Below are 26,703 nucleotides of genomic sequence, written 5' to 3'. Positions count from 1 at the left end.
CGGGGGCGGTGGCAGTCCGGTCAGGGAGTCCAGATGCTCAGCGTCCGCGCCAGGTTCTCCAGGTCCTCCGCCGCCCGCATGACATGCGCGATGTCCTCGGACGCCGTCCAGATGACGACGTCCGCGCCGTGCTCCTCGACCTGCCAGGCGTACCGCACGCAGGCCAGCAGGTGCGGGGAGTCCTCCTGCGGGACGTAGCGGAACGTGGTCATGCCCTTGCCGAGCCTGTCGGACTTGACCGTCTTCACGACCGGCGGCTCGACCGCGCTCCTGTCGTCCGCCTCGGTGAGGGCGCGGAGGGTCTCCTCGCGCGGTCCCGCGGCCGGGCCGAGCGCCGCGCAGACGGGCAGCGGGACGTCCGCCGGGTGGTCGAGGTGGAGGAAGAGCCAGTGGTCCGAGCCGGGCGGGGCGAGGGCCTCCGCGGTGCGCAGCAGGGTGCCCGCGACGAAGTCGACGCCGTCGGGGCCGGGGTCGAGGTCGCTGTCCGTCCACAGGTCCTCGGCGACTTCCCGGGACCAGGCGCCGATGTCGTCCCACTCGGGGAAGGGCGCCGCGCGCCCGGCACGGGGCGGGACCATCACCCACGCGTCGTCGTCGACGCCCTCGACGTCGAGGATCGGCCAGAACAGCTCACTCACGCCCGTACCCCCGCTCGCACCCATACCCGTGCTCATGCTCATGTCCGGCTCCAGCGGAAGTTGGCCATCACCGCGTCGAACCATTCGACGAGCGCTTCGGCAAGCTCGTCCCGCGGGTCCCCGCCCCCGACCGTCGAGAACGCGGCGACGAACCAGCGGTCCGGGTCGGCGGGCACGGAAAGGATGTACTCGACGCGCCGCGAGGCGAGTTCGGCGCCCTTGTCCGGTGCGGCGTCGGCGACGTGCTCGCGCCGTACCGCCAGCGCCCCGTCGATCTCGCCCGAGCTCAGGTCGGCGTCCGTCACGTCGTCCCGGCCGTCCCGCGACAGCAACTGCACCGCCACCTCGGTCGGTTCGGCCGTGTCACGGGGCTGACCGGGGCGCCGGGGCACGAGGGATTCGGAGACCAGGATCGAGGCCCCGACGTTGAAGTCGCCCATGGGCTTCACCGGCAGGTAGAGGTCCAGGCCCTTGCCGCGCTGGGCCTCGGCGACGGACGCGCGGAAGCGGCGCTCCAGTTCGCGCTTGTACGGGCCGATCCTGTCCCGCGGGGCGTCGGCGGGGATACGGGCGTACGCCTCGTCCAGGATGCGGCGTACCGCGTCCTCCGTGCCGTGGCGCAGCGGGATCTGGGCCCATTCGGAGGGCAGGAGGATGCGGTAACCGGTGGGCGGCAGCTCTACGGCGGACTCGTCGGTCGGCTCGGTGGACGGCACGCCCGGTATGGGCTGGTCAGCGGGCACTTTGATGTTCCTTGCGGTTGAGATGCCACATCCCGGCGAAGCCGGCGAGGGCGGCGGCGACGGCGACCCAGAGCACCAGGACGTCCTGCGCGAGCGCGAAGGCGAGGGCGTAGAGGAAGTAGAAGGCGAGGGCGATGCGCAGGAGCGAGCGCTCGCCCTCCAGCCGCCGCCAGTCCTTCGGCGCACGCGCGAACCAGATCAGCAGGCCGGGGATGAGAGAGCACAGCGCCCACTCCCACGTCGCCCACGGCAGCAGTTCCTCGTCGAAGAAGTCCTTGGTCGCGGGGGTGGCGAACATGCGGAGCAGGGCCAGCACGAAGATCCACCGGAAGGCGAGCACGCCGATGTTCAGGCGCCGGTCCCGCACCTCCTGGGCCTCCCGCCGGGCCTCCCGCAGTTCCCGCGCCTCGCGAGGTTCCCGCGTCACCATCGCGATGTCCCCGGCACCGGCGTGGTCATCCGGTCCTTCATCCTGCTGTACTCCCCGCCCGACACCGCGTCGCCGCTCTTGTCGGCGGCGTCGAGGCCGGTGCCGACCGCCCACGAGCCCCGGAGCGCGTCCTTCTGGCGCGCGGCCTCGCTGGCGTTGTCCGCCAGCTTGGTGTTGCCCGGGTAGGTGTCACGCCACTTGTTGATGTCCTTCATCTGCTGGCCGAGCTTGGCGTCGCCGAGAACGCCTGCCTTCTCCTGTGCGGTGATCTGGGGCATCTCGGCGTCGCGCACCTCGTCGCCCGCCTTCTTGCCGGCCGTGCGGTTCTTCTGTTCCATCTTCAGGCGACGGGCACGGTTCTTCTGGCGGTCGCCGCCCGACCGGCCGCCGCCCTTCTTCTCGCCCTTCGCCGCGTTCTTCATGGCGTTCTTGCGGGTCGCCGCGGCGCTGGACTCGGCACCTTCCTTGGCGACTCCCGCCGCCGTCTTGCGGGAGCTCTGCTGCAGCATCTTGATGGCCTTGGCGGCCTTCACGCCGTTGCGCGCCATTTTGAGCGCGCCGATGTCCATGACGACGTCGAACCACGACCCGTTGCCTGTCGCCGCTTGTACCAGGTGGGCGACGGCGACGATGGCGGTCAGGACGAGGGCGATGACGCCGAGGGCGGGGAAGAACATGGCGGCGATGCCCACGATCGTGGCCGCCCAGCTCAGAATGTCCGCCCAGTCACCTATCCAGTCGGCATCGGCGACCCAGGCCTTGAAGTCGTTCCACCAACTGTCCTCCATGTCGTCGTCGATGGACTTGCGGATCTTGCCGGCGTAATGGCTCGCGCGCTCGTCGTAGTCCCCGGCCGCGGAGTTGAGACGCCCTCGGGCGTCCGACAGGTCTTCCTTGGCCTTCTTCAGGGCGGGATCCTCGGTGTCGGAGTCCTTGTCGCCCTTCTTGTCCTTCTCGTCGCCGTCCTTGGCCTTCTTGTCGGAGTCCGGCTTGTTCTCGTGGGCGTCGATGACGCGCTGGGCGTCCTTGGCGTCGTCCAGCGCCTTGTCCGCCCGCTTCTGGAACCCTTCGAGGTCATCGGCCCAGCCGGAAAGGTGGCCCTTCACCTCGCGGTAGCGGTCCTCCGCCTCGTCGAGCTTGCGGCCCAGGGCGCGGGAGTCCTCACCGAGCTTCTCCGCGTACTTTCCCTTGAGATTGTCCGCGTCGGCCATCGCATTGAGCGCCTCCGCCTGCGTACGCAGATACTCGGCGATCTTCTTCATGTGCTTGACCTGCTCGCGCACCGCGACCGGGTCGCCCGGTACGGGATCGCTCTCGCGCAGTGGTTGCCAGTCCTTGGGCCGTGCCATTTCCTTCTCCCCCGAATGAACCTGAATGTGCGAAGCGGCTGTTACTTCTCTTTCTTGCCCTTCTTCGACAACTGGTCCTCAAGCTTCTGAAACGCGTCCCGCGTGTTCTCGACCATCTTCCCGACCTCGTCGAGCGATTCGAGAAGGCGTTTGCGGTTCTTGTCCCAGTTGTCCACGAAGTCGCCCATCGCGTCCTTGATGTCGGACGCGCCGACCGCGGTCTTGATGTCGTCCTTCCACTCACCGAGATTCCTGAACTCTTTCTCGATGGCGCTCAGTTGGCTCGCCGACTTGTTGAGCAGCTGGAAGTCGACGACCAAGTCCGATCCGGACATGTCTCCCCGTTCTCGCCGTGCTTGCCGGATTTGTTCACGATTCCGGCCCCGTTGGCGCAATCCCTACGCTACCTATCCGGTGCGTCGCCTTGCACGGGCACTACTTTGCCATGATCGCCCTGCCCCGGCGGCTGCCGTTCTGTGGATGTCCTGGGGAAGTGCGGATTCCTCGCGCCGTCGAGGAATCCGGCCGGGGCGGTGAGAATCAGCCGCGCGTCTCCCGCGTCCCGCCGCGCCCCCGCGAGAAATCCCCCCGCCCCACGCGCACCGCGATCCCATCCCCCGCCGCGTCGCCCAGCAGCGACCCGTACCCCGTCGCCGCCCACACGCTCGATTCGGCGTCCACCTCGAAGTAGGGGACGGGACGGCCGTCCGGGGCCGGCGTGTCCGTGAGGACCTCCGGGGCGCGGCATTCGCTGATCGCGCGGGCGCAGGCGGGGCAGGCGGAGACGTGCAGCTGATCGCGGTGGCCCAGGGGGCGCCAGGGGATGGTGCGGGCCGCGCGGCCGTGCAGGGGGTTGAAGAAGCAGAGGGGGAGCGGGTCCGGGGTGCCGTCCAGGGCGTCGCGGCCCTCCGTCACCAGGGCCAGGACCCCGGCCAGGTCGGGCAGCCCGTGTGCGGAGTCGAGCACCGTGCCCGCGGCGGCGTACGCGTCGAGGGCCCGCTGGAGCCCCGGCGTCGCCCCCGCGTCCGCCGCCCGCGCCGCCTCGCCGAGCGCGAGGACCTCCGCCTCCGCGCGGCGGCGCAGCTCGGCCTCGTCGGCGGCGCGTGCCGCGGCGAAGACGGCTCGGGGGAGGGTGAAGGGGGCGGCGGCCGATCCGGAGCGGCGGCGTGCGGAACGTACGAGGAAGGGGGTGAGGAGAGCGAGGGCCAGCGCCGGTAGCGCGATGGCGGTGATGAGGGCCCAAGGGGGAGCGTTGTTGCCGTCGGCACCGGAGTCGCCGCCCTTGCCGTCGCTCCCTGCCCCGCGGTGCTCGGCCAGGCTCTCGTCCAGCTTCTTCGTCTGCTTCTCGTACTCCGCCGTGCCGTTGCCCCGCTCGATCACCGTGACGGCCTCGGCGGTCAGGTCCGCGAGGCTCGCGTCGTCCAGTTCGTCCATGAGGTCGACGGCGTTCGCGGCGTCCTCGGCCTGATGCGCGTCACCGGGCCACTCGTGGCCGCGGACCGAGCCGGGGAACTCGCCGTCGGTGGTGAGGAGGATGAGGTCGCTGTCCGGCGAAGGGGTGCGGTCTGCCGACGGGGCGCGGTCCTTGAGGCGGTCGCGCACGACGCCCGCGAGCGTGTCCGCCTCCCCGTCGTACGCGTCGCCCTTGGCCAGCGGTACGAGGACGACCTTGATGGGCAGGCCGGTGGCGTCGATCTGCCGGGCGAGTTCCTTCTGCCGGGCGGGCGGCACGGCGGACGCGGCGTACGAAGGATCGACGTACACCGGGGACTTCGTCAGCGCCTCCGCGATCTTCTCGCCCGGAGCCGGAGCCGGAGCCGCAGCGGGTGCGACCGCCAGCGCGGGTGCCGTGCACGTCACGAGGGCGAGGACGGCGCCGCCCGTGAGCAGCGCGGCGGCGGATGCGGCGGCCCCCGGCAAGCGGCGACGACGGGCTTTCGCGGCGCTGCGCGTGGTCGGAGGGCGGTTCGGGTCACTGGACACCGGCGTACTCCCGTACCTGGCGGATGAATTGCGGAACACCCTTGCGCGCGGCGCCCATCGGCCCCGCGGCGTCCTCGTAGGGGACGCGGTCGGCGCCGCGCCCGCCCGAGGGCGACGGCAGCGTGAGGCGGCGCGTGTGGGCGAGGTCCGGCCGTTCGGTGACGAAGGCGCGGCACGTGTCGCAGACGGGGATCGTGCGACGCCTGCTGTCCTCCGGCGCGTACTGGGCGTCGCGCCAGCCGGTGGCCGGGCCGTGCAGCGGGTTGAGCGCGCAGCACGGCTTGTCGGTGTCGCGGTTCGCGAGCGCGGCGCGGCCCATGCGGGCGAGCGTGACGGCGGCGGCGAGGTCGGCGGCCGGTACGTCGTCGTCGACGCGGCCGTCGGGCCCGCCGGCGTCCCGGTCGGCGAGCAGGGTGGCGGTGTCGAGGCAGTCCCATACGCGGGTGCGCAGACCCGGGGGCAGGGCGGCGTCGGGGTCGAACTCGCGGGCCAAGGCGGTGAGTTCCTCGTGGGCGGTGCGGCGGAGGTAGGAGGCGGAGGGGGCGGTGGGGGCGTCGAAGCCGACGAGCGTCGCGTTCCTTCCTCCGGCCCTTCCCCCGCCCCCGGGCCTCGGTCGGATGACGCGGATGCCCGGAGCGGCGGTACGCAGCCCCGGCACCGCACGCCCCAGGATCCCGAGCACGGCGGCGACCACGAGGAGGACGATCACGGCCCCGACCGCGCCCACCAGGAGCCCTGGCCAGAAATCCGTGCTGAACAGGCGCGGCAGGGCGGTGTCCTCGACGGGGTCGGGCGCGCCGGTCCCGACCGACGAGGTCTCGGGGTCGTCCGTGCGGGGCGAGTCGTCGAGGAACGTCAGGAGCTTGTCGAGCCGTTGGCCCAGCCGGTGGTCGGCGGAACGCTTCTCGGATTCGTCGTAGCCGATGCCGTCGGGGAGGTCGAAGGCGATGCGGTTCGCGTCGATGCGTACGTCGTACGTGACGACGTCGATGTCCCCCGAGAGCGGGTCGGCGACGACGTACACGCCGGGCTTGCCGAGGCCGCGGTGGAGCGCGTCGGCGAAGGCCTCGGTGTCGCCGGCGGACTCGTCGTCGGGCGTCTGCGGTACGAGGGCGACGTATACGGAGCCGTAGTCGGCGTCCTTCGTGCGGGAGCGGAGGTCGTCGAGCTGCCGGGCCGTGAGGGGGCGGGGGCTCTCGGGGTCGCTGTAGACCGGGTCGCGGCGCAGTCCGTCCACCACGCGGTCGACGCGCGACGCCATGTCGGCGGCGGTGGGCGGGGGCGAGGCACTGGAGGTGGTCTGGTCGAAGAGGGCGGTCGCGGTGAGGGCGACGGCCGCGGCGAGGGCGAGGGCGACGGCGCCCTCGGCCCAGTGGAGCCGACGGGCCCGGGGCCGGGGCGTGACCGGTCCCGGTCCCGCATCGTCATCGTCCTTGCTCAGGGAGACGGCATCGAGGGGCGGGGTCCGGCGCCGTCGCCACCAGCGGCGCACGTACGGGGAGATCAGCAGGACGAGCAGTGGGAGGCCGGTGAGCGCGATACCGGTGACGAAGGACTGGTTGCGGCGGTCGGTGGGGCCGATGTGCAGCTCGTCGGGCTCCTCGCCGGGACCGCCGTCGGGGCCGCGCGACCCGTACTTCTCACGGGCGGCCTCGGCCCGCTCCGCGGCCTTCTTCGGGCCCAGCGCGATGATGTCGGCGAACCGTTCGAAGCTGAGCAGAGGCCCGGCGTCGTAGGGGAGTTCGTGGAGCTGCACCGACCAGGCGTCCTCGGCGGGCGCGCGCACGCCGAAGGCGACGGCCTGGGAGACGGAGTGCTCGTCGATGAGCACGTACAGTCCGTCCCGCCCGAGCCGGTCGTGCACGGCGCCGAGCAACGCCTTGCTCTCCATGCTGGTACCGCCCTCGGGCAGCACGAGCACGTAGGTCCGCACGCCGGTCCGTTTCCTGATGCCTTCGGCCACTTCGGCGTAGTCGGGGGCGGTGGATCGGGGGACGGCGCGGGGGATTTGGTCGGTGACGTGGACGGGGTTCTCGCGGAGGCGGTCGGCGAGTACGGCGGCCTGGGTGGACTCTTGCGGGGGTGGTTTGGGGGCGGCGGCGAGGGCGGGGGCGGGGGCGGCGGCGAGGAAAGAGAGAAGGAGGAGGGTGACCAGGAGGGATCGGCGCCACGGCCCCGGGCCGGTCCCCCTGCTGCCCCGAGCGGGCCTCGCTCCGTTGCCGTGGCGAACCCGGTCCGCCCCCGTGCGCCCCGCACCCTTCGCTTCCACGGCCACAGCGTCCCCCTCGTTCATTCGCCGCACTTTACTGTCGCGACGAGCCGAGGACCACGGGTGGTGGGACGGGCGGTACGAGGGCGGCGCGCGGACCACGGATATCCCACGCGGCGCGCGCCCGGCATCGGCATGATGGCCCGATGCCAGACGAGATCCCCACGCCCGCCGCGCCCACCACTTCGACCACCCCCACCACCCCCATATCCGTCCCCCGCAGAACCGACCCCCCGCACGCCGCCGCCGACGAATACACCTCGCTCACCGCCTTCCTCCAGTACCAGCGCGAGACCCTCGCGATGAAGTGCGCGGGACTGACCGCCGAGCAGCTCAAGGAGCGGGCCGTGCCGCCCTCGGACATGTCGCTGCTGGGGCTCGTCCGGCACCTCGCGGAGGTCGAGCGGTCCTGGTTCCGGAACGTGCTGAGCCGCGAGGCGGCGAACGCCCACTGGCAGGGCCGGGTCCCGGGCGAGCACGCCGACTTCGACGTGGCGGACGCCGACCCCGACGAGGCGTTCGCGACATGGCACGCGGAGTGCGCCCGCTCCCGCGGCATCGTGGAGGCACTGAACCGCGCCGGTTCCCTCGACATCTCCGTCGACTTCCGCGGCGACACGTACTCGCTGCGCTATGTCCTCACGCACATGGTCGAGGAGTACGCCCGCCACAACGGGCACGCCGACCTGCTCAGGGAGCGGATCGACGGGGCCACCGGGGAGTAGCCCGGAAAGGCCGCCCGTAGGCTGGCGGCCGGAGAACAGTCGGCCCGGAGATCAGGCGGACCGGAGAACAGTCGGCCCGGGGGACGGAAAGGGTGCCAGTCATGGCCCGCTACACAGCACCGCAGACCATCGCGCGCGGCGGCTTCAGCATCAAGGTGCCGGAGACGTGGTGGGAGTTCGACGTGCGCCCCGAGTCGCGCGACGCCGCCATCCGCCAGATGATCAACGACCGCGTCCGGGCCCGCCCGGAGCTCGCCCCGCACCGGGAGACGTTCGAGGCGTTCCTGCGCAAGGCGTCGAAGGACGCGTGGCAGTCCGGCGCGCTGTACTGCGGCTGCATGGCGGAGAGCTTCGGCGGCGATACGCCGGTGACGGGCTCGGTCACCGTCTCCCTGGTCGGCGCCCGTACCCCGGACGGCGACGTCCTCCCCACCGACCCGGACCGCATCGTCGCCCAGCTCGGCGTCCGCGAGGCCAAGCGGGAGGGGGACACGTGGCGGAAGGTCGAGACGGTCGACATCCCGGGCGTCGGCCTCGCCGCCCGCACGTACGGCATCGAGGACGTCTCCGTCCCCGGCGACGAGCGCACCATCCGCGTCGTCCTCATGCAGACCTTCATCCCGGTCCCCGGCCAGGAGGGCAAGGTGGCCCTGGTCTCCGGCAGCAGCCGGCTCCTCGAACTCGCGGACTCGTTCTTCGACATCTTCGACGCGGTGACTTCTACGTTCCGCTTCGCGGAGTAGGACAGGGCCTCCCAGGGTTTGTCGGAGACCGGCAGGACACGTCAGATACTGAGGAGCGCCTTTTCCTGGACGGTGATCGTTTAGTAACTTCGCTTTCGCGTACGGACAGCAAGCGAAGTGAGCAACGGGGGAACGTCGCATGGGGGGCCATCGGCCGCGGGACTGGCATGTGCTGGATCTGGAGAAGGATCCAACGCCGGGTGATCCGCACCGGGTGCGCTCGCTGGCCAAGAACCTGCACGACTTCGCCGACGACGTGGGCAAGGTGCTGCGGGACATCAAGGGGATGGCGGGCGACGAGGCCATCCTGAAGTGGGTGGGCAAGACCGCCGACGCGTTCACGGAGAAGTTCGAGGACGCCCCCGACAAGCTGAAGAAGCTCCGCACGTCCTACGAGATGGCGGGCGACGCGCTGTCCGCGTACTGGCCGGAGCTGGAGCGCGCCCAGTCGCTGGCCGACAAGGCGCTGGTCAAGGGGCGTGAGGCGCAGGCCGATCTGTCGTCCGCCAAGTCCCGTCTTTCCTCCGCCGATTCGTGGGTGGAGAGGGCCGGCAAGGAAGCCGACAAGTACAAGGACAAGCCCGGCGGCGGCAAGGACGTGCCCAAGCCGGACGAGGACAAGGTCAAGGCCGCCACCCGCAACGCGCACTCCGCGGAGAAGGCCCAGAAGTCCGCCCAGGGTGACGTCGACTCCGCGAAGAGTGCGCTGGAGGCGGCGAAGAAGATGGCGGCCGACGCGCGCAAGATGCGCGAGGAGGCCGCGGGCACCGCGAAGAAGAAGATCGACGAGGCGTCGGATGCGGGTATCCCCAACCGCAAGTGGTGGGAGGAGGTCGGCGACTGGGTCTCCGACAACTGGGACACCATCGTCGCCGTCTGCAAGGTCGTCGTCGCCGTCGTGGGCGTGATCGCGATGATCGTCGGCGGACCCATCCTCGCCGCCATCGTCATCGTCGCCGGGGCGATCATCCTGGCCGACACCTTGAGCAAATACGCGAAGGGCCAGGCCACCCTCATGGATGTGGCCTTCTCCGCCATGGACTGCATCCCGGGCGGCAAGGGCATCACCACCGCCGCCAAACTTGCCAAGGGCGTGAAGGGCCTAGCCAAGGGCGGCCTGAAGGGTATGGCGAAGGGGCTCGGCAAGGGAGGTCTGCGCAAGGGCGCGGACGACGCGGTTGCCAAGAGCAAGCCAACTAAGGGGCGGTGCAAGAACGGCGACCCGATCGACATGGTCACGGGTGAAATGATCATGGGCAAGACGGACTTCGCGCTCCCGGGCCTGCTCCCGATGGTGCTCCGCCGCACCCATCTCTCCACCTACCGGTGGGGACGCCACTTCGGTGAGTCGTGGGCGTCCACACTTGACGAGCGCCTCGAGCTCGATGATCAGGGAGTCCTGTTCGCGAGCGAGGACGGCATGATCCTTTCCTATCCCGTCCCAAGCCCGGGTGCCGAAGTCCTGCCGGTCGAAGGCCCCCGGTGGCCGCTGAAGTGGGACGGCGGCAGCGCGCCGCTGCGCATCACCGACCCCAGGACCGGCCACGTCCGCCACTTCTCCCCGCAGGCCCACACCGCCGGGGACCTCGCCGCCTTCACACTTCCGCTGCGGGCCATCACGGACCGCAACGGCCACAGCGTGACCGTGGAACGTGCTCAGGACGGCACCCCGACAGCGATGCGCACCTCGGGCGGGCACCACGTCGCGGTCGAGACCGTGGACGGACGTGTTACGCGGCTCAGCCTCATGGCGGAGACGGACCGCGAGGCCTCCCCGGCCGTCGGCGAGCCGGGCGGCACGGAGCTGCTGCGCTACTCCTACGACGGCCAAGGCAACCTCACCGAGATCCACAACTCCAGCGGGCTGCCCTTCCGGCTGTTCTACGACGCCGAGGGGCACATCACGTCGTGGGTGGACCGCAACGGCTCCTGGTACCGCTTCACCTACGACGATCAGGACCGCGTCATCAGGGGCGAGGGCGCCGACGGGTTCCTCGACTGCGTTGTGGCGTACGACACGGAGAACCGGCGTACGCGGTACACCGACAGCCTCGGTTTCACCACCACCTACGAGTACAACGAACTGCTCCAGGTCACGGCGGAAACCGACGCTCTCGGCCAGGTCCGACACAACGAGTGGGACCGCTACAACAACCTGGCGGCGAGCACCGACGCGAACGGGGCGCGGACCAGGTACCGCCATGACGCGTACGGCAACCTCACCTCGGTGACCCGCCCCGACGGATCGAAGCTGAGTGTCGTGTTCGACGAGCTGCAGCTGCCTGTCGAGGTCGTCGCGTCCGACGGGGCCGTCTGGCGGCACCGCTACGACGACCGGGGCAACGTGACCGAGAGTACGGACCCCGCCGGGTTCACGACGCGCTACCGATACGACCGTCTCGGTCATCTGAGCGCGGTCATCGACCCGCTGGGCACCGAACGCCGCATCGACTGCGACGCCCACGGCCTGCCGGTGGCGGAGACGGACCACCTGGGCTGCACGACCCGGTTCGAACGGGACACCTTCGGCAGGATCGTCGCCGTGCGCGATCAGCTCGGCAGCCTCACCACGCTGTCATGGACGCTCGAAGGCAAGCTCAGCCGCAGGGTAAGCCCTGACGGTGCAACCGAGAGCTGGACGTACGACGGCGAGGGCAACCTGCTGGAGCACCGGGCACCGGGTGGGGCCCGTACCCGCTTCGAGACCGGCCCATTCAATCTGGCGACGGCGCGGATCAACCCTGACGACACGCGTCTCGTCTTCGCCTACGACACCGAACTCCGGCTGAGGGAGGTGCGCGACGCGCGGGACAAGGCGTGGACCTACACACGTGACCCAGTGGGCAACGTCATCTCCGAGACGGACTTCAACGGCCGTTCGCTCACTTACAGCTACGACCCAGCCGGCCGCCTGGCAGAGAGGGTCAACGGCGCGGGGCAGACGGCTCGCTACATCCGCAACGCCCTGGGGAAGGTAGTCCAGCAACGCTGCGACGACCGCGTCACCACGTACGCGTACGACACCGCGGGCCGGCTCGTCGGAGCCGAGAACGAACACACGCGGATCGGCTTCGTCCGCGACGGTCTGGGCCGGGTCGTCGAGGAGAGCTGCAACGGTGACACCACTACTGCGGCCTACGATGCGAACGGCCGACGGACGAGCTTCACCACGCCGAGCGGCGTCCCCGCGTCGTGGGAGTACGACGCCGCGGGCCGGCCCACAGGCCTGCACGTCGCGCGGCGGTGCATGGAGCTCGCCTACGACGAAGCCGGCCACGAGATCGAACGGGCGCTATTTCCGGGCGTGCGGCTCGCCCAGGAGTGGGACGGCAATCATCGGCTGACCCGACAGTCGCTGACGAGCGCGGAGACGTCCGCACCGCGTTGGGGGCGCGACTTCCGGTACTACCAGGATGGCCATCTCGCGGAAGTCACGGAGCACGACGGCAGGACCCGCGGCCTGGTCCTGGACCGGGCGGGTCGCGTAGTCGAGGTCAACGGCCGCGACTGGTCCGAGTCGTACGCGTACGACGGCTCCGGGAACGTCTCCTCGGCGTCCTGGCCGACGGATGACGAATCCGAGCACCACGCGACGCAGGGCGAGCGGCACTTCACGGGCACCCTGCTGCGCCGTGCGGGGCGCACCTTCTACGAGTACGACGCTCAGGGACGGACTGTCCGCAAGTCCCAGAAGCTGCTCTCGGGGAAGACTCGGGCCTGGGCGTACGCGTGGGATGCCGAGGACCGCCTCGTGCGCGTGACGGTCCCCGACGGAACCGTTTGGTCCTACCACTACGACCCGCTGGGGCGCCGCGTGGAGAAGCGGCACATCGGAGCGGACGGCGAGGTGCTCGAGCGGGTGCGGTTCGCCTGGGACGGGGCGCGGATCGCGGAACAGGTGCGGGTCGGCGCGGGCACCGGGGAACAGACGGTCACCACGTGGCAGTGGAAGCCCGATTCGTTGCGTCCCGTCGCGCAGTGCGTGCGCCGCCTTCCGGAGACGGCCCGCGACGTTCCGCAGCGCGAGATCGACGCCCACTTCTACGCCATCGTCACCGATGGGACGGGGACACCCACGGAGCTGATCGACGAGGATGGTGCGGTGGCATGGAGCTCCGCCACGAGCTTGTGGGGCAGCCCCACAGGCGGTTCGCGCAGCGAATCCGGCGGCGGTAAGGACTGTCCACTGCGTTTCCCCGGCCAGTACCACGACGAGGAAACGGGACTCCACTACAACCATTTCCGCTATTACGAGCCGGACACGGCCCGTTATCAGTCACCTGATCCGCTCGGCCTCCTTCCGGCGCCGAATCACCACTCCTACGTACCCAATCCGACCGCATGGGTGGACCCGCTCGGTCTGTCCTGTGACGAAGCCGACGAGGAGTGGACCCGGGTAGGCCGCTGGATGTCCGACGACGAGTACAACAAGATGGTGTCGGAGGGCAGGGTCCAGCCAGGAGCGGGTGACCGCTCCTACGTCGCGAACCCGCCGGATTCCTCCGCGTACGGACGCCAGGCGGCGCCGGGCACGAGCTACGTGGAGTACGACGTACCGTTGAGTTCTCTGCGTCCCGGCGGTGAACCTGGCTGGTCCCAGATCGAGGGGCCGAATTCCCTGCGCGGCAGAATGGCCGCCCGCAAGGGTCTGCCATTGCCGGAGTTCCCCGAGGTGCGGAACGTCGAGAGAATCATGACCAAGGAGGAATTCACCGGTGGAGCTGGCTGAGCTGCGCACCCTGTACGACCGGCTGGCCACCGAGCTCGCCCCGTCGGAGTACGAGGTCGTCTGGCAGGGTCCGGCCGCCGAACGGCCCAAGCAGGCCGCGTCCCTTGGCATCGACGGGCCGGAGCGGCTCGCGGAACTGACGGTGTGGGACTCCGGCGAGGCACAGTTGCAACTGGGTGACCTGGCCGACGGCCACGTCACCGAGGAGCGTCTGCGCCTGGCCGACGCGGGAGAACTCGCCGCAGCTGTGGACCGGATGACGGCGTGGGTGACAGGGCGGGACGGCTGAGCGGGCGGCCCGGGACTCGGTGGTGCGCCCCGGGCCGCCCGCTCGACCTGCGGTCAGCGCCGCTTCAGCGCCCGCTTGACCTTCTTCCCCGCCGCCGACTCGTCCAGCGTCTTCCACAGCTTCGACGAGCTGAGGGACGTGTAGACGCCGGGGGCGCCCTGCGCGCCGCAGCCGTCGCCGTAGGAGACGACGCCGATGAGGATCGGGGCCTCGCGGCCGGGGACCTTGCGGAAGACGGGGCCGCCGCTGTCGCCCTGGCAGGAGTCCTTCGTCTCGACGCCCGCGCAGAAGTTGACCTTCGCGTCGTACTCCTTGTAGCTCGTTCCGCACTCCGCGTGGGAGAGGATCGGCACCTTCACCTGACGCAGGCGGTCGGGCGTGTGCGTCAGTTCCGTGTCCGTGTTGCCCCAGCCCGCGACCGTCGCCTTCTGACCCGGGCGGATCAGCGCGTCCGTCCCCTGCGTGGGGAGCGCCACGGGCGAGATGCCGCGCACCGGCTTCTTCAGCTGCAGGAAGGCGACGTCGTATGCCTCCTTGCCCTTGAGGTAGCGGGGGTGCACGACCACGCCGCCCTTGGCGATGTCGCGTATCTGGCCCTGCCGCGAGGACAGGACCGTGCGGCCCACGGCCACCTGGAGCGTCTTCGGCTGCACCGGCTTGCCCGCGTCGTCGACCAGGCAGTGCGCCGCCGTCACCGCCGTGTCGGGGGTGACCAGGCTCGCGCCGCAGAACTGACGGTCGCGGGCGCCGCCCGGGCCCTTCTCCAGGACCGCCGTCATGAACGGGTAGGCGTCGTTGGGGACTTCGGTGCCGCCGATGATGGCGTGCGCCGCGGGGGCCGACGTGGCGAGCATCGCCAGCGCCGCGCCGGTCGCGGCGATACCGGCGGCCATGGAGGACTTGCGTGTGGGGGTTCTCATGGGGGGTTACGTCTCTTTCGTGCGTCCGTGTGACAGGAATGACGAATCACTCGGCGCGCGAAAAGTCTGTACCAGAGAGCTGTGTCAATCGGAGCTAACTGCCGTGCGTTCATTCAGTTGTTCAACCATCTCGTACCGCTTTCCTCGCGCCGAAAAGAGAGAGGGAGAATGCGCGTGAAGGGTTCATTCCTTCTGCTCCTCGCATTCCTCCGCGTACAACTTGCGCAATTGCGGCGACAGTTCCGGAACCCGTGCGCCGGCCGCCTGCGCCGCCGCGAGCGCGCGCACGTACGCCAGCGCCTCCTCGCGCAACCTCCGCTTCTCGTCGCCCTGTCGGCTGCCCGCGAGCCATGTCACGATCGCCAGGGGGATGAGCGCGCCGGCCAGGTAGCCGAGGGGGACCTGCTGCGTGTACCCCCAGCCGATCCCGATGCCTCCCGCGATCAGCAGGACGCATCCCGCTTCGTCGTGCCAGCCACCTTCATCCGCTCTTGCCTCGTATTGGGATACGGCGGCTGATTTCACCGGAATCGGGATACTGGGGTCGGCCGGGGTGCTGGTGGCGGCGCCCCTTGTGTCCATGGTCGGGGTGTACGTATGCGCACCCGCCTCCCCGCGCTCCCCGGCGTGCTCGTACGACGGAATCGGCGCCACTCCCTTCCCCGTCCCGCTCTCCGAACGGCCCACCAGCCAGTCCGGCACTTGCGTCACCGGCGCCCCGCACGCCGTCGCCGCCCCGAGCACCTCGCGGTACCCGGCCAGCAGTGGATGCAGCAACTCCCGCTTCCAGCGCCGCCACACGAGCACCCAGAGCCAGACCGCGAGCACCAGCAGGAAGGCCGCCGGGCCGAAGCGGACCGCCGGAGAGCGGTCCGCGAGGGCCGGAAGCGCGGCGGCGGCGAACGGCCAGCAGGCCGCAGCGACGATCGCCAGCGCGCCCAGCCAGCCGGGCGCGCTGTTCCCCGCCCCGCGGACCGCCGTCCTGCGCTCCCGCAGGAGTGCCCCCGTCGCCGTGTCGTCCGTGTAGTCGAAGCCGTGCCGGGCACCGATGTCCCGTACGACGGCCAGAAGTCTTGTGTCGGCGGCCAGAGTTGCGTGGGTTATGGGGAGGAGTGACGGGTGTTCCGTGGGGGAGCCCATGGTGGCGTCGCATCCCTTCGTGAGTGGGGAACCGGCCCGGTCCTCCGGGGCGTCGTCCCCGGGGCCGACGGATCATGGCACAGGCTTTGACACGCGCCACAAAACCCATCTCTCGCCGCTCCCGACGACACCGGAACCGAACCCCGCGCATCACGCGTGAACAACGATGACAGCTGTGAGGTTCGCGATCTTTAACGCGCCTTGAGGGGCTTATGTGCTGCTGATACGGTGCGATGACTTGACACCGGACCTGGGGCTGAATAGCCCGTCCGAGACCGGGTGAGAAACCCGCGAGTGTCGCAGATGACGATATTTGACCGAATCTTCTTGGGTGTGCGGGGAGCAGTTGCGTGAAGATCCAGGAGCGTACGGGGGCGGGCAACAACCGTTCTGCCGTCCCGGCCCAGCCGGGAGTCGGTGAGCGCCTTCCCGCGCCGCCTCGCGAGCGCAAACCGGCACTTGCCGCGCTGGCCGTCCTGCTCATCCTGGTCGGCGCCCTCGGCGCCACCGTGCTCGTGCTGCGCGCGGGCGACCGGATCGAGGTCGTGCGGGTCACCAAGCCGATCGCCGCCGGAGAAGCCGCCGTCGAGAACAAGAACATCACCGGAGTGATGGTCGCCGAGGACGACTCCATCAACTACGTGAAGTGGGAGCAGCGCGGCGCCCTCGCGAAGCTCAAGGCGAAGAGCGACATCCCCGCCGGTGCCGTCGCCGTCGGTGAGATGTTCGCCAAGAAGGCCGCGCTGCCCGCGGGCAAGGCCTCCGTCGGCCTCTCCCTGAAGGAGGGCCAGTACCCCTCCGACATCAAGTCCGGCGACACCGTCGCCGTCTTCCCCGTCCTCTCCGGGACCTCCACCGGCAAGGGCTCCACCGGCGGCAGCTCCGCGAGCGGCACACCCCTCGTCGCCGACGCCAAGGTGAACACCATCGCGGCCAAGAGCGACGCCACCGTGAGCACCGGCAACCTCAACATCACCCTCGTCGTCCCGCAGGAGGAGGCCGCGGCTCTGGCGAGCGCGGCGTCCGAGGGCAAGGCCGTCGTCGCCCGCGTCTCCGACGCCGACTAGAGGCGAGTACAAGAGACATGGCGCTCATCGCTCTCGCCGCCGACAAGGGTTCGCCCGGCGTCACCACCGCGGCCGTCGCGCTCGCCGCCGTCTGGCCGCGCCGCGTGCTGGTCGCGGAGACCGACCCCGCGGGCGGCGACCTGGTCTACCGCAGTGCCGCCGCGCACGGCGGACCGCTCAACCCCAACACCGGCATGCTCTCCATCGCGGCCACCGCACGGCGCGGCCTCGTGCCCGACCAACTCTGGGACCACACACAGCCCCTGAGCGGCGGCCTCGAAGTCCTCGTCGGCCTCGGCATCGCCGAGCAGGCCGCGGGCCTCGCCGGGCTCTGGCCCACCCTCGGCCGCGCCTTCTCGCAGCTCGCCGACTCCCCGAACGCGCCCGCCGACGTGATAGCGGACTGCGGCCGGATCAGTGGCGACAGCCCCGCCGTCGAGCTGTTCCCGCACGCGGCGCTCGTGCTGCTTGTCTCGCGCACCGAGCCCGAGGCCATCGCCCGCGTCCGCGACCGCGCCGCGGCTCTCGCCACCAAGCTGCACGGCGGCCCGAGGGGCGCTGCTTCCCTGGCGCAGCCCCTCATCGGCGTACTCCTGATCGCCGACCCCTCGACATCCGCGAAGCTCGTCCACCAGGTCAATGACATGCTGATGGCCGCGCAGACCGGCGCGCGCGTCGTGGGCACCCTCGCCGACGACGCCGCGGGCGCCGACCAGCTCGCCGGACGCCGCCGCGGCCGGCTCGACAAGTCGCTGCTCATCCGCTCGGCGCGCAAGGTGACCGTCGACCTGTACCAGCAGTACGGCGCCGCCTGGACCAACCCCGTCGCGCAGCAGCCCGGGACGGGCCGATGAGCGCACCCGTCGATCACCAGCTCGTCAAGCGGTTCCGGCAGGACGCCGGTGACCGCATCGCCGAGCAGCGCCGCCTCGACCAGGTCTCCGGCGTCACCCCGATGTCGGGCGAGGACGAGCGGCACTACGCCCGCGCCGTCATCGCGCAGATCCTCGAGGAGTACGCGCGCACGGAGATCAACGCCGGGCGCACCCCGCTCGACGCGGAGACCGAGGAGCAGTACGCGGCCGCGGTGCACGCCGCGCTCTTCGGCGTCGGACGGCTCCAGCCGCTGCTCGACGACCCCGAGGTCGAGAACATCGACATCAACGGCTGCGACCAGGTCTTCGTCGGATACGCCGACGGCCGCGAGACCAAGGCCGACCCCGTCGCCGAGACCGACGAGGAGCTCGTCGAGCTCATCCAGGTGCTCGGCGCGTACTCCGGCCTGTCGTCCCGCCCCTTCGACTCCGCCAACCCGCAGCTCGACCTGCGCCTGCCCGACGGCTCGCGTCTGTCCGCGGTCATGGACGTCACGCGCCGCCCGGCCCTGTCCATCCGCCGCGCGCGCATGGGCAAGGTCTTCATGTCCGACCTCGTCGGGAACGGCACGCTGACCCCCGAGATCGGGCACTTCCTGGCCTGCGCCGTCCGCGCCCGCAAGAACATCATGATCGCGGGCGCGACCAACGCGGGAAAGACGACGCTGCTGCGCGCCCTCGCCAACGAGATCCCGCCGCACGAGCGCCTCGTCACCGTCGAACGCGCCCTGGAGCTCGGCCTCGACACCTTCGCCGACCTGCACCCCAACGTCGTCGCCTTCGAGGAGCGCCTGCCCAACTCCGAGGGCCAGGGCGAGATCTCGATGGCCGAGCTGGTCCGCAGGTCGCTGCGCATGAACCCGTCCCGCGTCATCGTCGGCGAGGTGCTCGGCGACGAGATCGTCACCATGCTCAACGCGATGTCGCAGGGCAACGACGGCTCGCTCTCCACGATCCACGCCAACAGCTCCAGCGAGGTCTTCAACCGCATCTCGACGTACGCGCTGCAGGCCTCCGAGCGGCTCCCCATCGAGGCGAGCCAGATGCTCGTCGCGGGCGCCGTCAACTTCGTCGTCTTCATCCAGCGGCGCAACAACTACCAGTCCGGCGGCAAGCTCCAGCGCATGGTGACCTCCGTCCGTGAGGTCAACGGCGTCGACGGCCGCGTCCTGTCCAGCGAGGTCTTCGCGGAGGCCCCCGACGGACGGGTCGTCGCCCACGCGCCGATCGCCTGCATGGACGAGCTGGCCGCGTTCGGCTACCGCCCCGCCGGGCAATGGGGGTGAGCACGACATGCAGCACGACATGAACTCACTGGCCGCTCTGGACGGCCTCGGCTCCATGGGCGGCGTCTTCTCGCTGCCCGTCCTGTACGCACTGGGCTGCGGCGTCGCCGCGGGTGGCGGCCTCGCGCTGCTCGCCGTCGCGATCCGCGGCCTGCCCGCCAAGCCCGCGCACGAGAAGCACCGGGCGAGCGAGCGCGCGAGCGAACTCGTCCGCTTCGTGGGCCGGCGCGGCTCCGCCGCCATCGGCGTGGGCCTGGTCGTCCTGCTCCTCACCCGCTGGGCCGTCGCGGGCATCGCGGCCGGCATCCTCGTCTTCTTCTGGGACAAGCTCTTCGGCGGCGCTGCCGAGGAGCGCGCGCAGATGAAGCGCGTCGAGGCGCTCGCCGCCTGGACGGAGTCGCTGCGCGACACCATCGCGGGCGCGGTCGGCCTGGAACAGGCGATCCCCGCGTCCGCGCGGGCCGCCGCCCCGGTGCTCCGCCCCCACCTGGACGCGCTCGTGGACCGCCTCCGCGCGCGCACCCCGCTCCCCGAGGCCCTGCAGATCCTCGCCGACGAGATCGACGACGCCTCGGCCGACATCATCGTCGCCGCGCTGATCCTCAACGCCAAGCTGCGCGGCCCCGGCCTGCGCCAGGTCCTCGGAGCGCTCGCCAAGTCCGCGCGCGAGGAGGTCGACATGCGCCAGCGCGTCATGGCGCAGCGCGCCTCGACGCGCCGCTCGGTGCAGATCGTGGTCGCCGTCTCCATCGCCTTCGTGCTCGGCCTGTCCATCTTCAACCGCGAGTTCGTCGAGCCGTACGGCACGCCCGTCGGCCAGCTCGTCCTCGCCATGGTCTGCGCGCTGTTCGCGCTCGGCTTCTGGTGGCTGCGGAAGCTGTCGACGGTGGAGACCCCGGACCGCTTCCTGGTCAAGGACGAGCCGGGCGTCCAGTTCGTACGTCCGCGGGGTCCCGGCGCCGCCCCGCAGACCCTGCCGGGGTACTCCAACCCGTCTGAGGGGGTACGACGATGAGCCTGACCATGCCGGTCGTGATAGGCGCGGTCCTCGGCCTCGGCATCTTCGCCCTCATCCGTGCCCTGATGCCGTCCAAGCGCAGCGCGGTCGCGACCGTCGCGCGCATCGACGCGATGCGGGCACGCGGCGCGGCGTACGAGTCGCAGCGGGCCACGACCGACACCGAGAGCCCCGGCCGGTTCGGCACGATGCGCGGCCGCGTGGGCCAGCGTGTCGCCGAGTTCTATCTCCAGCAGGGCTGGGAACAGCGTTCGCTGCGCGCGGACCTCGCGGTCCTCGACCGCAGCTGGGAGAAGTTCCTGGCGACGAAGGTGCTCCTCGCCGCGGCGGGCGTGTTCTTCGGCCCGTTCCTCTTCGCGGTCATCTACACGCTCGGCGTCGGCCGCAGCCCGATCATCCCGGTGTGGCTGGCGCTGATGTTCGGCGCGCTCTTCTTCTTCCTGCCGGACCTGGAAGTACGCAGGGACGCGGCGGACAAGCGGCGCGACCTGCGCCGCGTCATCGGCGCCTATCTGGATTTGGTGTCGATGAGCCTCGCGGGCGGCCGCGGTCTCCCCGAGGCGCTCATGGCGGCGGCGGAGGTCTCCGACGGATGGGCGACGCAACGTATCCGAAGCGCTCTGGCCGACGCCCGCATCACCGGCGTCAGCCAGTGGCAGGCCCTCGGCTCGCTCGGCGAGGAGCTCGGCGTCGAAGAGCTGAAGGACCTGTCGGCGTCTCTGGCGCTGGTGGCGGACGACGGCGCGAAGGTGCGCGAGTCCCTCGCCTCCCGCGCGGAGACGATGCGACACCGCGAACTGGCCGAGATCGAGGGCAGTGCGGGCGAGAAATCCCAGTCGATGCTGGTCGCGCAGCTGCTTCTGTGCGCGGGCTTCCTGGTCTTCCTCATCTTCCCGGCGGCGATGCGCGTGTTCCAGGTCTGACGCGCGTGTTCCAGGACCAGGTGGCGCCGGCGACAACGGGGGCCGGCGTCTTTTCCCCCCACCAACTCTGAGAGGACTACTCATCATGAACGGACGGAACTTCAGTCACCCGGCTGTCGACTTCCTCGTGGCCTTCCTCAAGGGCCGTGTGGAGCGCGCCCGCTCCGGCGAGCTCGACCGCGGTGCGTCCGCGGTGGAGTGGGTCATCATCTCGGCGGTCGTCGTGGCGATCGTCGGTGTGGTGGCCGCGGTCATCAACGCGGCGCTGAAGGGCGGCGCGGACAAGGTCAGCGACTGCATCGAGGGCGCGGACGCGGGCAGCACCTGCTGACGGCGGACTGTTCACTGTCCGCGGCATCGGCGTTCGCGGCATCGGCATCGGCATCGTGAAAGGCGACGGGGTTCGAGTGCGGAGATCGCGGAGAGCGCGGGGGCTGCGGGAATTCGTACGCCGCAGGGTGGAGGCCGCCTCCACCCGCGGCGAATCCGGCATGACCGCGATCGAGTTCGTGCTGCTCACCCCCGTACTCTTCTTCATGATCTTCGCGACGGTGCAGTTCGCCCTGTACTTCTTCGCGGACCACGTCGCCCAGGCGGCGGCACAGGCGGGCGCGCGCAAGGCCCGCGCGACGGCCGACGAGAACGCGGGCGGCTGGCGGGGCGAGGCACGTGACGTGGCCGACGCGTACATCCGCCAGCTCGGGCCGAAGCTCGTGCTCGGGCCGGACGTGAAGACGATCCAGCCGGAGCAGAACACGGTCGGCGTGGAGATCACGGCACGGGTCCCCACGGTCTTCCCCGGCCTGGACCTGGACGTGCACGCGCGCTCGTCGGGTCCCGTCGAGCGGTTCGTGGAGGACAACGGCTGATGCGGAACGTACGCCTTCGGCTGCGCGACGACCGCGGGCTCTCCACGGTCGAAGTGGTCATCCTCGCCCCGGTGATGATCCTCCTCATCCTGGTCCTCGTGGCCTTCGGTCAACTGGTCGACGGCCGGGGAGCCATCGACGGCGCCGCGCGCGACGCCGCACGCGCGGGCTCGATCCAGAAGGAACACGGCACGGCGCTCGCGGAAGCACGCGCGGCGGCGCGGGCCGATCTGGCGGACGTCTGCTCGGGCCCGGTCTCGGTGGTCCAGAAGAGTCAGGGCTTCGACGAGAAGATCGACCCCTTCTTCACGGTGGAGGTCAGCTGCGAGGTCAGGGGACTCGCCATGCTGGGCCTGGACATCCCGACGACGCTGGAGGCCACCTTCAGCTCTCCGCTCGACCCGTACCGGAGGCAGGCGTGACGCGCCGCACCGCCACCGCCGCCGTACGCGACTGGATCGCGTCCCGCCGCACTCGCCTCGACGACCGCGGCTCGGGCGCCGGCGCGGTCATCATCTTCGCGATCGTCTTCCTCGCGCTCGCGGCCTTCGTCATCGACGGCGGCCTCTCCATCTCCAAGCGGGAACGCGCGGCCGACATAGCGGAACAGGCCGCACGCTACGCGGCCCAGGACCTCGACCTCGAAGACATCTACGAGGGCGTCAAGGGCGCCCCCATCAACTTCCAGAACTGCGACGCGCGCGTGGCGGCCTATGTCGCGGAGGCGGGCCTCAAGGGCGCGGACGTGGCCAACACCCACTGCGTGACGGCGAACGCGCAACAGGTCGAGGTGGAGGTCCAGATGACGTACAGCCCGGTGTTCACGGGAATGTTCTACGGCGGAGACGTGACGGTGAAGGGACGGGCGGTGGCGGAGAACGAGGTGGGCTGAGCCGCGGGGCCCTCGTCACGACTTCGCGTCGCCGCCCTTCTCGCCTTTCCCGCCCTTCCCTTCCTTCTCCTTGACCGCATCGTTGATCTTCTTCGTCAGATCGTCCTCGAGTTTCTTGAACTCGCGGACCACCGCGTCGGACAGATCGGCGAGCTGGTCCAGCTGCTGCCCGATGTCCTCACGCCCGTCCTCCCAGTTGGACTCGAAGTCGTCCAGGGCGTCATACACACCGCCGTCACCGATGTCGTCCTCATAGGACTCGAAGGTCTTCTTCGTACGGTTCATGCGGGTCTTGATGGAACGCAGCCTGCTCCCGTAGTCCTCGAGATCGGTGAGCGGAATCGAGAGATCGCTCTTGCCTTTGGCACCCATGGATGTCGTCCCCTCCCTCAGCTGCCCGAACAGTTTAGGTACCGGGCGGTTTCCGGGTCGTAGTAGCCGGAGTTGTCGTAGTGCAGGCCCGATTCCGGGTCGAAGTACTGAGTCGGGGAACGCAGTGGCGTGTAGGCCGTGCTGTTGGCCGGCCATGCGGTCGTGCCCCCGAGCGTGCTGCGGGTTCGCCATGTGATGGTGCCGCGGGCGTCGACGAGTTCCGTGGGGGTGCCGGACCTGTCGGTGACGATCACGAAGGAGCGGGAGTCGACCGCTTCGGGGGAGCGGCCGTCGGGCGTCGGCAGGATCCGCTCCGTCTGGACGATGGGGTGGGTTCCCTCGTAGTCCCAGGTGAGGCTCACGGGGTGCGGCAGGTTCCGTGCCGTCGTCGTCTGTTCGCAGAGCGTCGTGCCGTCCCACGTGAAGTCGGTTCGCTCGATCACCGTGTCATCGCCGGGTGCGAGCCGCTGTTTCGTGGTGCGGCGGCCCAGCGGGTCGTACGTGTAGCGCCAGCGCGTGCCGTCCGGGGTCGTGAGGGCGGTGAGCCGGTTCTCCGCGTCCCACGTGTACCGCCACGACAGGCCCGCCTTCCGGCGCAGGACCACGCGGCCCAGCGCGTCGTGTTCGTAGCGGGTGCGGCCGGCGCGCGTCAGCTGTGTGCCGGTGTACTCACGGGGGCCCGTGGACTCGTGCCCGGGGTGGATGTCGGGCCAGACCGCGTACGTCTGGTTGCCCGCGGGGTCGTAGGCGTACGTCTCCGTCCAGTCGTGGGCGTACACCGCCGTCACCCGGCCCACCGGGTCGAGTTCGAAGCGGCGTCCGCCGGAGAGGCGGTCGTCCAGGGCGGTGAGGGCTCCGTCGGCGCGGTAGGTGTAGGCGCGGTACTGGATCGGGCTGCCGTCCGGTGCCGTCACCGTGTGGGTGGTGAGGCGGCCGACTTCGTCGTAGGCGCGCTCCATGGTCACGCAGGTGTCGTTCCCGGTGCGCCGGACCGTCTCCCGGCCCGCCGCGTCCCGCTCGAAGTCCACGGTCCTGCCGCCGGACAGGGTGAGCCGGGTGTGGCGGCCCGCGGCGTCGTGCTCCCAGCCGCTGGTCGCCCCCGTCGGAGTCGTGCGTCCCGTACGACGGCCCGCCTCGTCGTACGCGTACGTGAGGGGACCGCGCCCGTCGACCGTCTCGGAGAGCAGGCGGCCGGAACCGTCCCGCTCCAGGGTGAGGCGGCAGTCGGGGCCGACCGCTCCGACCAAGTTGCCGAGCACGTCGTACGCGTAGGTGGTGACCTCCTCGGTGGACTCCTTGCGGACGAGTCGGTCCAGCGCGTCGTGGGCGAACGAGACCGACTCTCCCGCGGCGTTCGTCCGGGTGACGAGGCGGCCCGCGGCGTCGTACGCGTAGGAGACGGTGCGGCCGTCGAAGTCCGTCTCCGCGATCAGGCGCCCCGCCGCGTCGTGCTCGTACGTCCAGGACAGGCCCTGCGCGTTGTCGACGCGGGTGAGACGCAACGACGCGTCGTAGTCGAAGTGGTGGCGGGCCCCGTCGGGCCCGACGCGCGCGGAGAGCAGGTCGAAGTGCGTGTACTCGAACGACGTGACCTGGCCAAGACGGTCGGTGTGGGTGAGGCAGTTGCCCTTGCCGTCGTATGTCCAGGACTCCACCGCGCCGTCCGGCGTCGCGTGCCGGACGAGCCGGCCCTCCGTCGACCACGCGAGGCGCGTCGTGCGCCCGAGGGGGTCGGTGAGGGCCGTGGGCCGCCCCAGCCCGTCGCGCTGCCAGAGGGTCTTGGCTCCCGTCGGGTCCGTGACCTTGAGCGGCAGGCCCGCGCTGTCGCACCGGACGGTGGTCGTGTTGCCGGCCTCGTCGGTGACCGAGAGAGGGTGACCCGCGGGCGTGTAGGCGTGTCGGACGGTCACGCCCGACGGCTCGGTGACCGAGGTGCAGTTGCCGCGCTCGTCGTACGTGTACCGCCACTCGGTGCCGTCGGGCAGCTCGACGACCGTCTTGAGGTTCAGGTCGTTGTAGGCGACGCGGACGACGGCGCCGTCGGGCCGCGTCACCCTGGTCGGCAGGCCCAGTTCGTTGTTGACGTAGGCCGTGGTGTGCCCGAGCTGGTCGGTCGTGGCGGCGACGTGGTGCAGCGCGTCGTACACCGTGGTGACCGTCGCGCCGAGCGGGTCGGTCTCGGCGACGACCAGGCAGTGTTCGTCCACGGAGAAGCGGGAGGTGGCACCCTCGGCCGTGGTGACCTCGGTGACGCGGCAGTCGGGCCGGTCGGTGTCGGGGGCGTCGTACGTGAAGGTATTGGCCATGTGCCCGGCCATGCCCCGTTGGGCGACGCAGCGGTCCCGGTCGTCGTAGGCGTACGTGTAACGGCTGTTGTTCGTGTCCTCCCGGGCGGTGAGGCGCAGCTGTTCGTCGTACGTGAAACGTGTCGGCCGCCCGGAGGAGTCGGTGACGGCGGTGAGGTTGCCGTCGGTGTAGCCGTACCGCTTGACGACGAGGTCGTCACCGCTGCCGTCCGCGGCCGCGCCCGCCACGGTCAGCACGGTGACGCGCTCGTCCTCGACAGTCAGCTGCACGTAGTAGCCGCTGCTGTGGAGGATCGCCCGCGGGGTGCCCGCCGTGTCGTGGTCGAAGTCGACGGTGTTGCGGTTGCGGTCCGAGATCATGGTCAGCAGGGCCACGCCGTCGTCCTCGCGGGGCGCCGCGAAGCGGCGGGCGATGCCGGTGACCGGGTCGGTCACACGGTAGCCGCCGTCGGCAAGGCGCTTGAGGGGCCATCGGGGACCGGACTCGGGCAGGACGAGCCCCGCGGTCGTCGCCGCGGGAGCCACCGGGTGCGGGTACGTGAGGAGCATCCCGTCCTCCGTCACGAACACGATCCCGTCCTCGTCGACTTCGAGGCGCTGGTCGATCGTGGAGGTCCACGTCGGCCCGAACCAGCCGCCGGACCGGTAGCCGGAGGCGACCCGACGGGTGAAGTCCAGCGGCAGCGTGCCGGGCAGCGAGAGGTCCGTCTCCTCCAGGAACATCTGCCCGGTGGCGACGTCGACCGTCGCGCCACGGCCCTTGATCCTGCTCCTGACGCGGTCGTACGCGCCCCGCTCGCCGTCCTTGACCGCGGTACGGGCCGACTTGAATCCCCTGAGCCCGTCCTTCAAGCCCTGAGCCCCTTTCCGAGAGCGGCCGCCTTCAACAGGCCGACCTGGTCCTTTGCGTGCCCAGTATTGGCGCATCACCGACCCGCACCGCGGATCCGTACCGGAACTGTGACGGGGACCCCCGATCCGTACAACCGCAAGCTCAGCGCGGTCCGCGGGCCACGCACCCGGTCCGCGAGGGAAACGGGCCTATCGGGTGCGGAGGGAGGAAGCGGGCCGCGGGCCCGGTGGCCGGGGCCGTACGGGCCTGTCTCCCGTCCGACCCCTTCCGTAACATCACCTCGG

General features: G+C 70.6%; 24 protein-coding genes. 13 read left to right on the top strand and 11 right to left on the bottom strand.

All coding sequences use genetic code 11. The features are described from left to right. Nucleotides 1-20: 20 nt before the first annotated feature. The 7 genes from DEJ48_RS16525 to DEJ48_RS40770 form a co-directional block, all read right to left on the bottom strand. Nucleotides 21-680: a hypothetical protein gene (locus tag DEJ48_RS16525; protein WP_223832068.1), complete on the bottom strand. Its 660-nt coding sequence runs from the start codon at nucleotides 678-680 to the stop codon at nucleotides 21-23. Further along, the gene (locus DEJ48_RS16520) at nucleotides 677-1,381 is read right to left on the bottom strand and encodes a hypothetical protein (protein WP_223832067.1); all 705 of its coding nucleotides are present in this window, start codon (nucleotides 1,379-1,381) and stop codon (nucleotides 677-679) included. The genes DEJ48_RS16525 and DEJ48_RS16520 overlap by 4 nt, the downstream gene beginning before the upstream one ends. Beyond that, the gene (locus DEJ48_RS16515; protein ID WP_150216928.1) at nucleotides 1,371-1,811 is read right to left on the bottom strand and encodes a hypothetical protein; all 441 of its coding nucleotides are present in this window, start codon (nucleotides 1,809-1,811) and stop codon (nucleotides 1,371-1,373) included. The genes DEJ48_RS16520 and DEJ48_RS16515 overlap by 11 nt, the downstream gene beginning before the upstream one ends. After that, nucleotides 1,805-3,160, bottom strand: a complete 1,356-nt coding sequence (locus DEJ48_RS16510) for a putative T7SS-secreted protein (RefSeq protein ID WP_150216926.1) — start codon at nucleotides 3,158-3,160, stop codon at nucleotides 1,805-1,807. Before DEJ48_RS16510 ends, DEJ48_RS16515 begins: the two co-directional genes overlap by 7 nt. Nucleotides 3,161-3,201: 41 nt before the next feature. Further along, nucleotides 3,202-3,495 (bottom strand): hypothetical protein, encoded by a 294-nt coding sequence (locus tag DEJ48_RS16505; RefSeq protein ID WP_150216924.1) that lies wholly within the window; start codon nucleotides 3,493-3,495, stop codon nucleotides 3,202-3,204. A gap of 205 nt (nucleotides 3,496-3,700) precedes the next feature. After that, nucleotides 3,701-5,143 (bottom strand): hypothetical protein, encoded by a 1,443-nt coding sequence (locus DEJ48_RS16500; RefSeq protein WP_150216922.1) that lies wholly within the window; start codon nucleotides 5,141-5,143, stop codon nucleotides 3,701-3,703. After that, nucleotides 5,133-7,436 (bottom strand): hypothetical protein, encoded by a 2,304-nt coding sequence (locus DEJ48_RS40770; RefSeq protein WP_263399445.1) that lies wholly within the window; start codon nucleotides 7,434-7,436, stop codon nucleotides 5,133-5,135. Before DEJ48_RS40770 ends, DEJ48_RS16500 begins: the two co-directional genes overlap by 11 nt. 122 nt (nucleotides 7,437-7,558) lie before the next feature. Here DEJ48_RS40770 and DEJ48_RS16485 point away from each other — a divergent pair, with 122 nt between their 5' ends. The 4 genes from DEJ48_RS16485 (at nucleotide 7,559) to DEJ48_RS16470 (ending at nucleotide 13,898) form a co-directional block, all read left to right on the top strand. Continuing rightward, nucleotides 7,559-8,137 (top strand): DinB family protein, encoded by a 579-nt coding sequence (locus tag DEJ48_RS16485; protein WP_223832066.1) that lies wholly within the window; start codon nucleotides 7,559-7,561, stop codon nucleotides 8,135-8,137. 101 nt (nucleotides 8,138-8,238) lie between these two features. Further along, on the top strand, nucleotides 8,239-8,880 hold the full coding sequence (locus tag DEJ48_RS16480; RefSeq protein WP_150216920.1) for a hypothetical protein: 642 nt from the start codon (nucleotides 8,239-8,241) through the stop codon (nucleotides 8,878-8,880). Nucleotides 8,881-9,019: 139 nt separating this feature from the next. Beyond that, entirely contained in the window at nucleotides 9,020-13,609 is a 4,590-nt protein-coding gene (locus DEJ48_RS16475; RefSeq protein ID WP_150216918.1) for an RHS repeat-associated core domain-containing protein, read from the top strand. Next, nucleotides 13,596-13,898, top strand: coding sequence for a hypothetical protein (locus DEJ48_RS16470; protein ID WP_150216916.1), 303 nt, complete (start codon nucleotides 13,596-13,598; stop codon nucleotides 13,896-13,898). Before DEJ48_RS16475 ends, DEJ48_RS16470 begins: the two co-directional genes overlap by 14 nt. Before the next feature lie 53 nt (nucleotides 13,899-13,951). Here DEJ48_RS16470 and DEJ48_RS16465 read toward each other — a convergent pair whose 3' ends face one another. Next, entirely contained in the window at nucleotides 13,952-14,818 is an 867-nt protein-coding gene (locus DEJ48_RS16465; RefSeq protein ID WP_150216914.1) for a S1 family peptidase, read from the bottom strand. 183 nt (nucleotides 14,819-15,001) lie between these two features. Continuing rightward, nucleotides 15,002-15,958, bottom strand: coding sequence for a hypothetical protein (locus DEJ48_RS16460; protein ID WP_150216913.1), 957 nt, complete (start codon nucleotides 15,956-15,958; stop codon nucleotides 15,002-15,004). 350 nt (nucleotides 15,959-16,308) lie between these two features. Here DEJ48_RS16460 and DEJ48_RS16455 point away from each other — a divergent pair, with 350 nt between their 5' ends. The 9 genes from DEJ48_RS16455 (at nucleotide 16,309) to DEJ48_RS16415 (ending at nucleotide 22,888) form a co-directional block, all read left to right on the top strand. Then, nucleotides 16,309-17,025: a hypothetical protein gene (locus DEJ48_RS16455; RefSeq protein ID WP_150216911.1), complete on the top strand. Its 717-nt coding sequence runs from the start codon at nucleotides 16,309-16,311 to the stop codon at nucleotides 17,023-17,025. 17 nt (nucleotides 17,026-17,042) lie between these two features. Next, complete coding sequence (locus DEJ48_RS16450; RefSeq protein ID WP_150216909.1) at nucleotides 17,043-17,879, top strand: hypothetical protein; 837 nt, start codon at nucleotides 17,043-17,045, stop codon at nucleotides 17,877-17,879. After that, nucleotides 17,876-19,186, top strand: a complete 1,311-nt coding sequence (locus DEJ48_RS16445; RefSeq protein WP_150216907.1) for a CpaF family protein — start codon at nucleotides 17,876-17,878, stop codon at nucleotides 19,184-19,186. The genes DEJ48_RS16450 and DEJ48_RS16445 overlap by 4 nt, the downstream gene beginning before the upstream one ends. Nucleotides 19,187-19,193: 7 nt before the next feature. Continuing rightward, nucleotides 19,194-20,201 carry a type II secretion system F family protein gene (locus DEJ48_RS16440; protein ID WP_190537450.1) on the top strand — a complete coding sequence of 336 codons (1,008 nt, stop codon included), beginning with the start codon at nucleotides 19,194-19,196 and terminating at the stop codon, nucleotides 20,199-20,201. After that, a complete protein-coding gene (locus tag DEJ48_RS16435) occupies nucleotides 20,198-21,127 on the top strand; it encodes a type II secretion system F family protein (protein ID WP_190537448.1) in 930 nt (309 codons plus the stop codon). The genes DEJ48_RS16440 and DEJ48_RS16435 overlap by 4 nt, the downstream gene beginning before the upstream one ends. A gap of 85 nt (nucleotides 21,128-21,212) precedes the next feature. Next, entirely contained in the window at nucleotides 21,213-21,458 is a 246-nt protein-coding gene (locus tag DEJ48_RS16430; protein ID WP_150170909.1) for a hypothetical protein, read from the top strand. A gap of 160 nt (nucleotides 21,459-21,618) precedes the next feature. Beyond that, nucleotides 21,619-21,996, top strand: a complete 378-nt coding sequence (locus DEJ48_RS16425) for a TadE family protein (RefSeq protein WP_223832065.1) — start codon at nucleotides 21,619-21,621, stop codon at nucleotides 21,994-21,996. After that, the gene (locus DEJ48_RS16420) at nucleotides 21,996-22,418 is read left to right on the top strand and encodes a TadE/TadG family type IV pilus assembly protein (protein WP_150216903.1); all 423 of its coding nucleotides are present in this window, start codon (nucleotides 21,996-21,998) and stop codon (nucleotides 22,416-22,418) included. Before DEJ48_RS16425 ends, DEJ48_RS16420 begins: the two co-directional genes overlap by 1 nt. Continuing rightward, nucleotides 22,415-22,888 (top strand): TadE/TadG family type IV pilus assembly protein, encoded by a 474-nt coding sequence (locus DEJ48_RS16415; RefSeq protein ID WP_150216902.1) that lies wholly within the window; start codon nucleotides 22,415-22,417, stop codon nucleotides 22,886-22,888. Before DEJ48_RS16420 ends, DEJ48_RS16415 begins: the two co-directional genes overlap by 4 nt. 15 nt (nucleotides 22,889-22,903) lie before the next feature. Here DEJ48_RS16415 and DEJ48_RS16410 read toward each other — a convergent pair whose 3' ends face one another. Next, nucleotides 22,904-23,260, bottom strand: a complete 357-nt coding sequence (locus DEJ48_RS16410) for a hypothetical protein (protein ID WP_150216900.1) — start codon at nucleotides 23,258-23,260, stop codon at nucleotides 22,904-22,906. Nucleotides 23,261-23,277: 17 nt separating this feature from the next. Continuing rightward, nucleotides 23,278-26,418 (bottom strand): DUF6531 domain-containing protein, encoded by a 3,141-nt coding sequence (locus DEJ48_RS16405; protein WP_190537446.1) that lies wholly within the window; start codon nucleotides 26,416-26,418, stop codon nucleotides 23,278-23,280. Between the last annotated feature and the right edge of the window lie 285 nt (nucleotides 26,419-26,703).

This window comes from Streptomyces venezuelae (assembly GCF_008642315.1).
GTDB lineage: Bacteria > Actinomycetota > Actinomycetes > Streptomycetales > Streptomycetaceae > Streptomyces > Streptomyces venezuelae_D.
Note: the sequence above shows the minus strand (reverse complement) of the source record. Positions and strands in the feature narration are given on the sequence as shown.

Coding starts and splice junctions, on each gene's coding strand:
- DEJ48_RS16525 (WP_223832068.1), bottom strand. CDS start 680: ATGAGCATGAGCACGGGTATGGGTGCGAGCGGGGGTACGGGCGTGAGT.
- DEJ48_RS16515 (WP_150216928.1), bottom strand. CDS start 1,811: ATGGTGACGCGGGAACCTCGCGAGGCGCGGGAACTGCGGGAGGCCCGG.
- DEJ48_RS16510 (WP_150216926.1), bottom strand. CDS start 3,160: ATGGCACGGCCCAAGGACTGGCAACCACTGCGCGAGAGCGATCCCGTA.
- DEJ48_RS16505 (WP_150216924.1), bottom strand. CDS start 3,495: ATGTCCGGATCGGACTTGGTCGTCGACTTCCAGCTGCTCAACAAGTCG.
- DEJ48_RS40770 (WP_263399445.1), bottom strand. CDS start 7,436: ATGAACGAGGGGGACGCTGTGGCCGTGGAAGCGAAGGGTGCGGGGCGC.
- DEJ48_RS16485 (WP_223832066.1), top strand. CDS start 7,559: ATGCCAGACGAGATCCCCACGCCCGCCGCGCCCACCACTTCGACCACC.
- DEJ48_RS16480 (WP_150216920.1), top strand. CDS start 8,239: ATGGCCCGCTACACAGCACCGCAGACCATCGCGCGCGGCGGCTTCAGC.
- DEJ48_RS16475 (WP_150216918.1), top strand. CDS start 9,020: ATGGGGGGCCATCGGCCGCGGGACTGGCATGTGCTGGATCTGGAGAAG.
- DEJ48_RS16465 (WP_150216914.1), bottom strand. CDS start 14,818: ATGAGAACCCCCACACGCAAGTCCTCCATGGCCGCCGGTATCGCCGCG.
- DEJ48_RS16460 (WP_150216913.1), bottom strand. CDS start 15,958: ATGGGCTCCCCCACGGAACACCCGTCACTCCTCCCCATAACCCACGCA.
- DEJ48_RS16450 (WP_150216909.1), top strand. CDS start 17,043: ATGGCGCTCATCGCTCTCGCCGCCGACAAGGGTTCGCCCGGCGTCACC.
- DEJ48_RS16445 (WP_150216907.1), top strand. CDS start 17,876: ATGAGCGCACCCGTCGATCACCAGCTCGTCAAGCGGTTCCGGCAGGAC.
- DEJ48_RS16440 (WP_190537450.1), top strand. CDS start 19,194: ATGCAGCACGACATGAACTCACTGGCCGCTCTGGACGGCCTCGGCTCC.
- DEJ48_RS16435 (WP_190537448.1), top strand. CDS start 20,198: ATGAGCCTGACCATGCCGGTCGTGATAGGCGCGGTCCTCGGCCTCGGC.
- DEJ48_RS16430 (WP_150170909.1), top strand. CDS start 21,213: ATGAACGGACGGAACTTCAGTCACCCGGCTGTCGACTTCCTCGTGGCC.
- DEJ48_RS16425 (WP_223832065.1), top strand. CDS start 21,619: ATGACCGCGATCGAGTTCGTGCTGCTCACCCCCGTACTCTTCTTCATG.
- DEJ48_RS16420 (WP_150216903.1), top strand. CDS start 21,996: ATGCGGAACGTACGCCTTCGGCTGCGCGACGACCGCGGGCTCTCCACG.
- DEJ48_RS16410 (WP_150216900.1), bottom strand. CDS start 23,260: ATGGGTGCCAAAGGCAAGAGCGATCTCTCGATTCCGCTCACCGATCTC.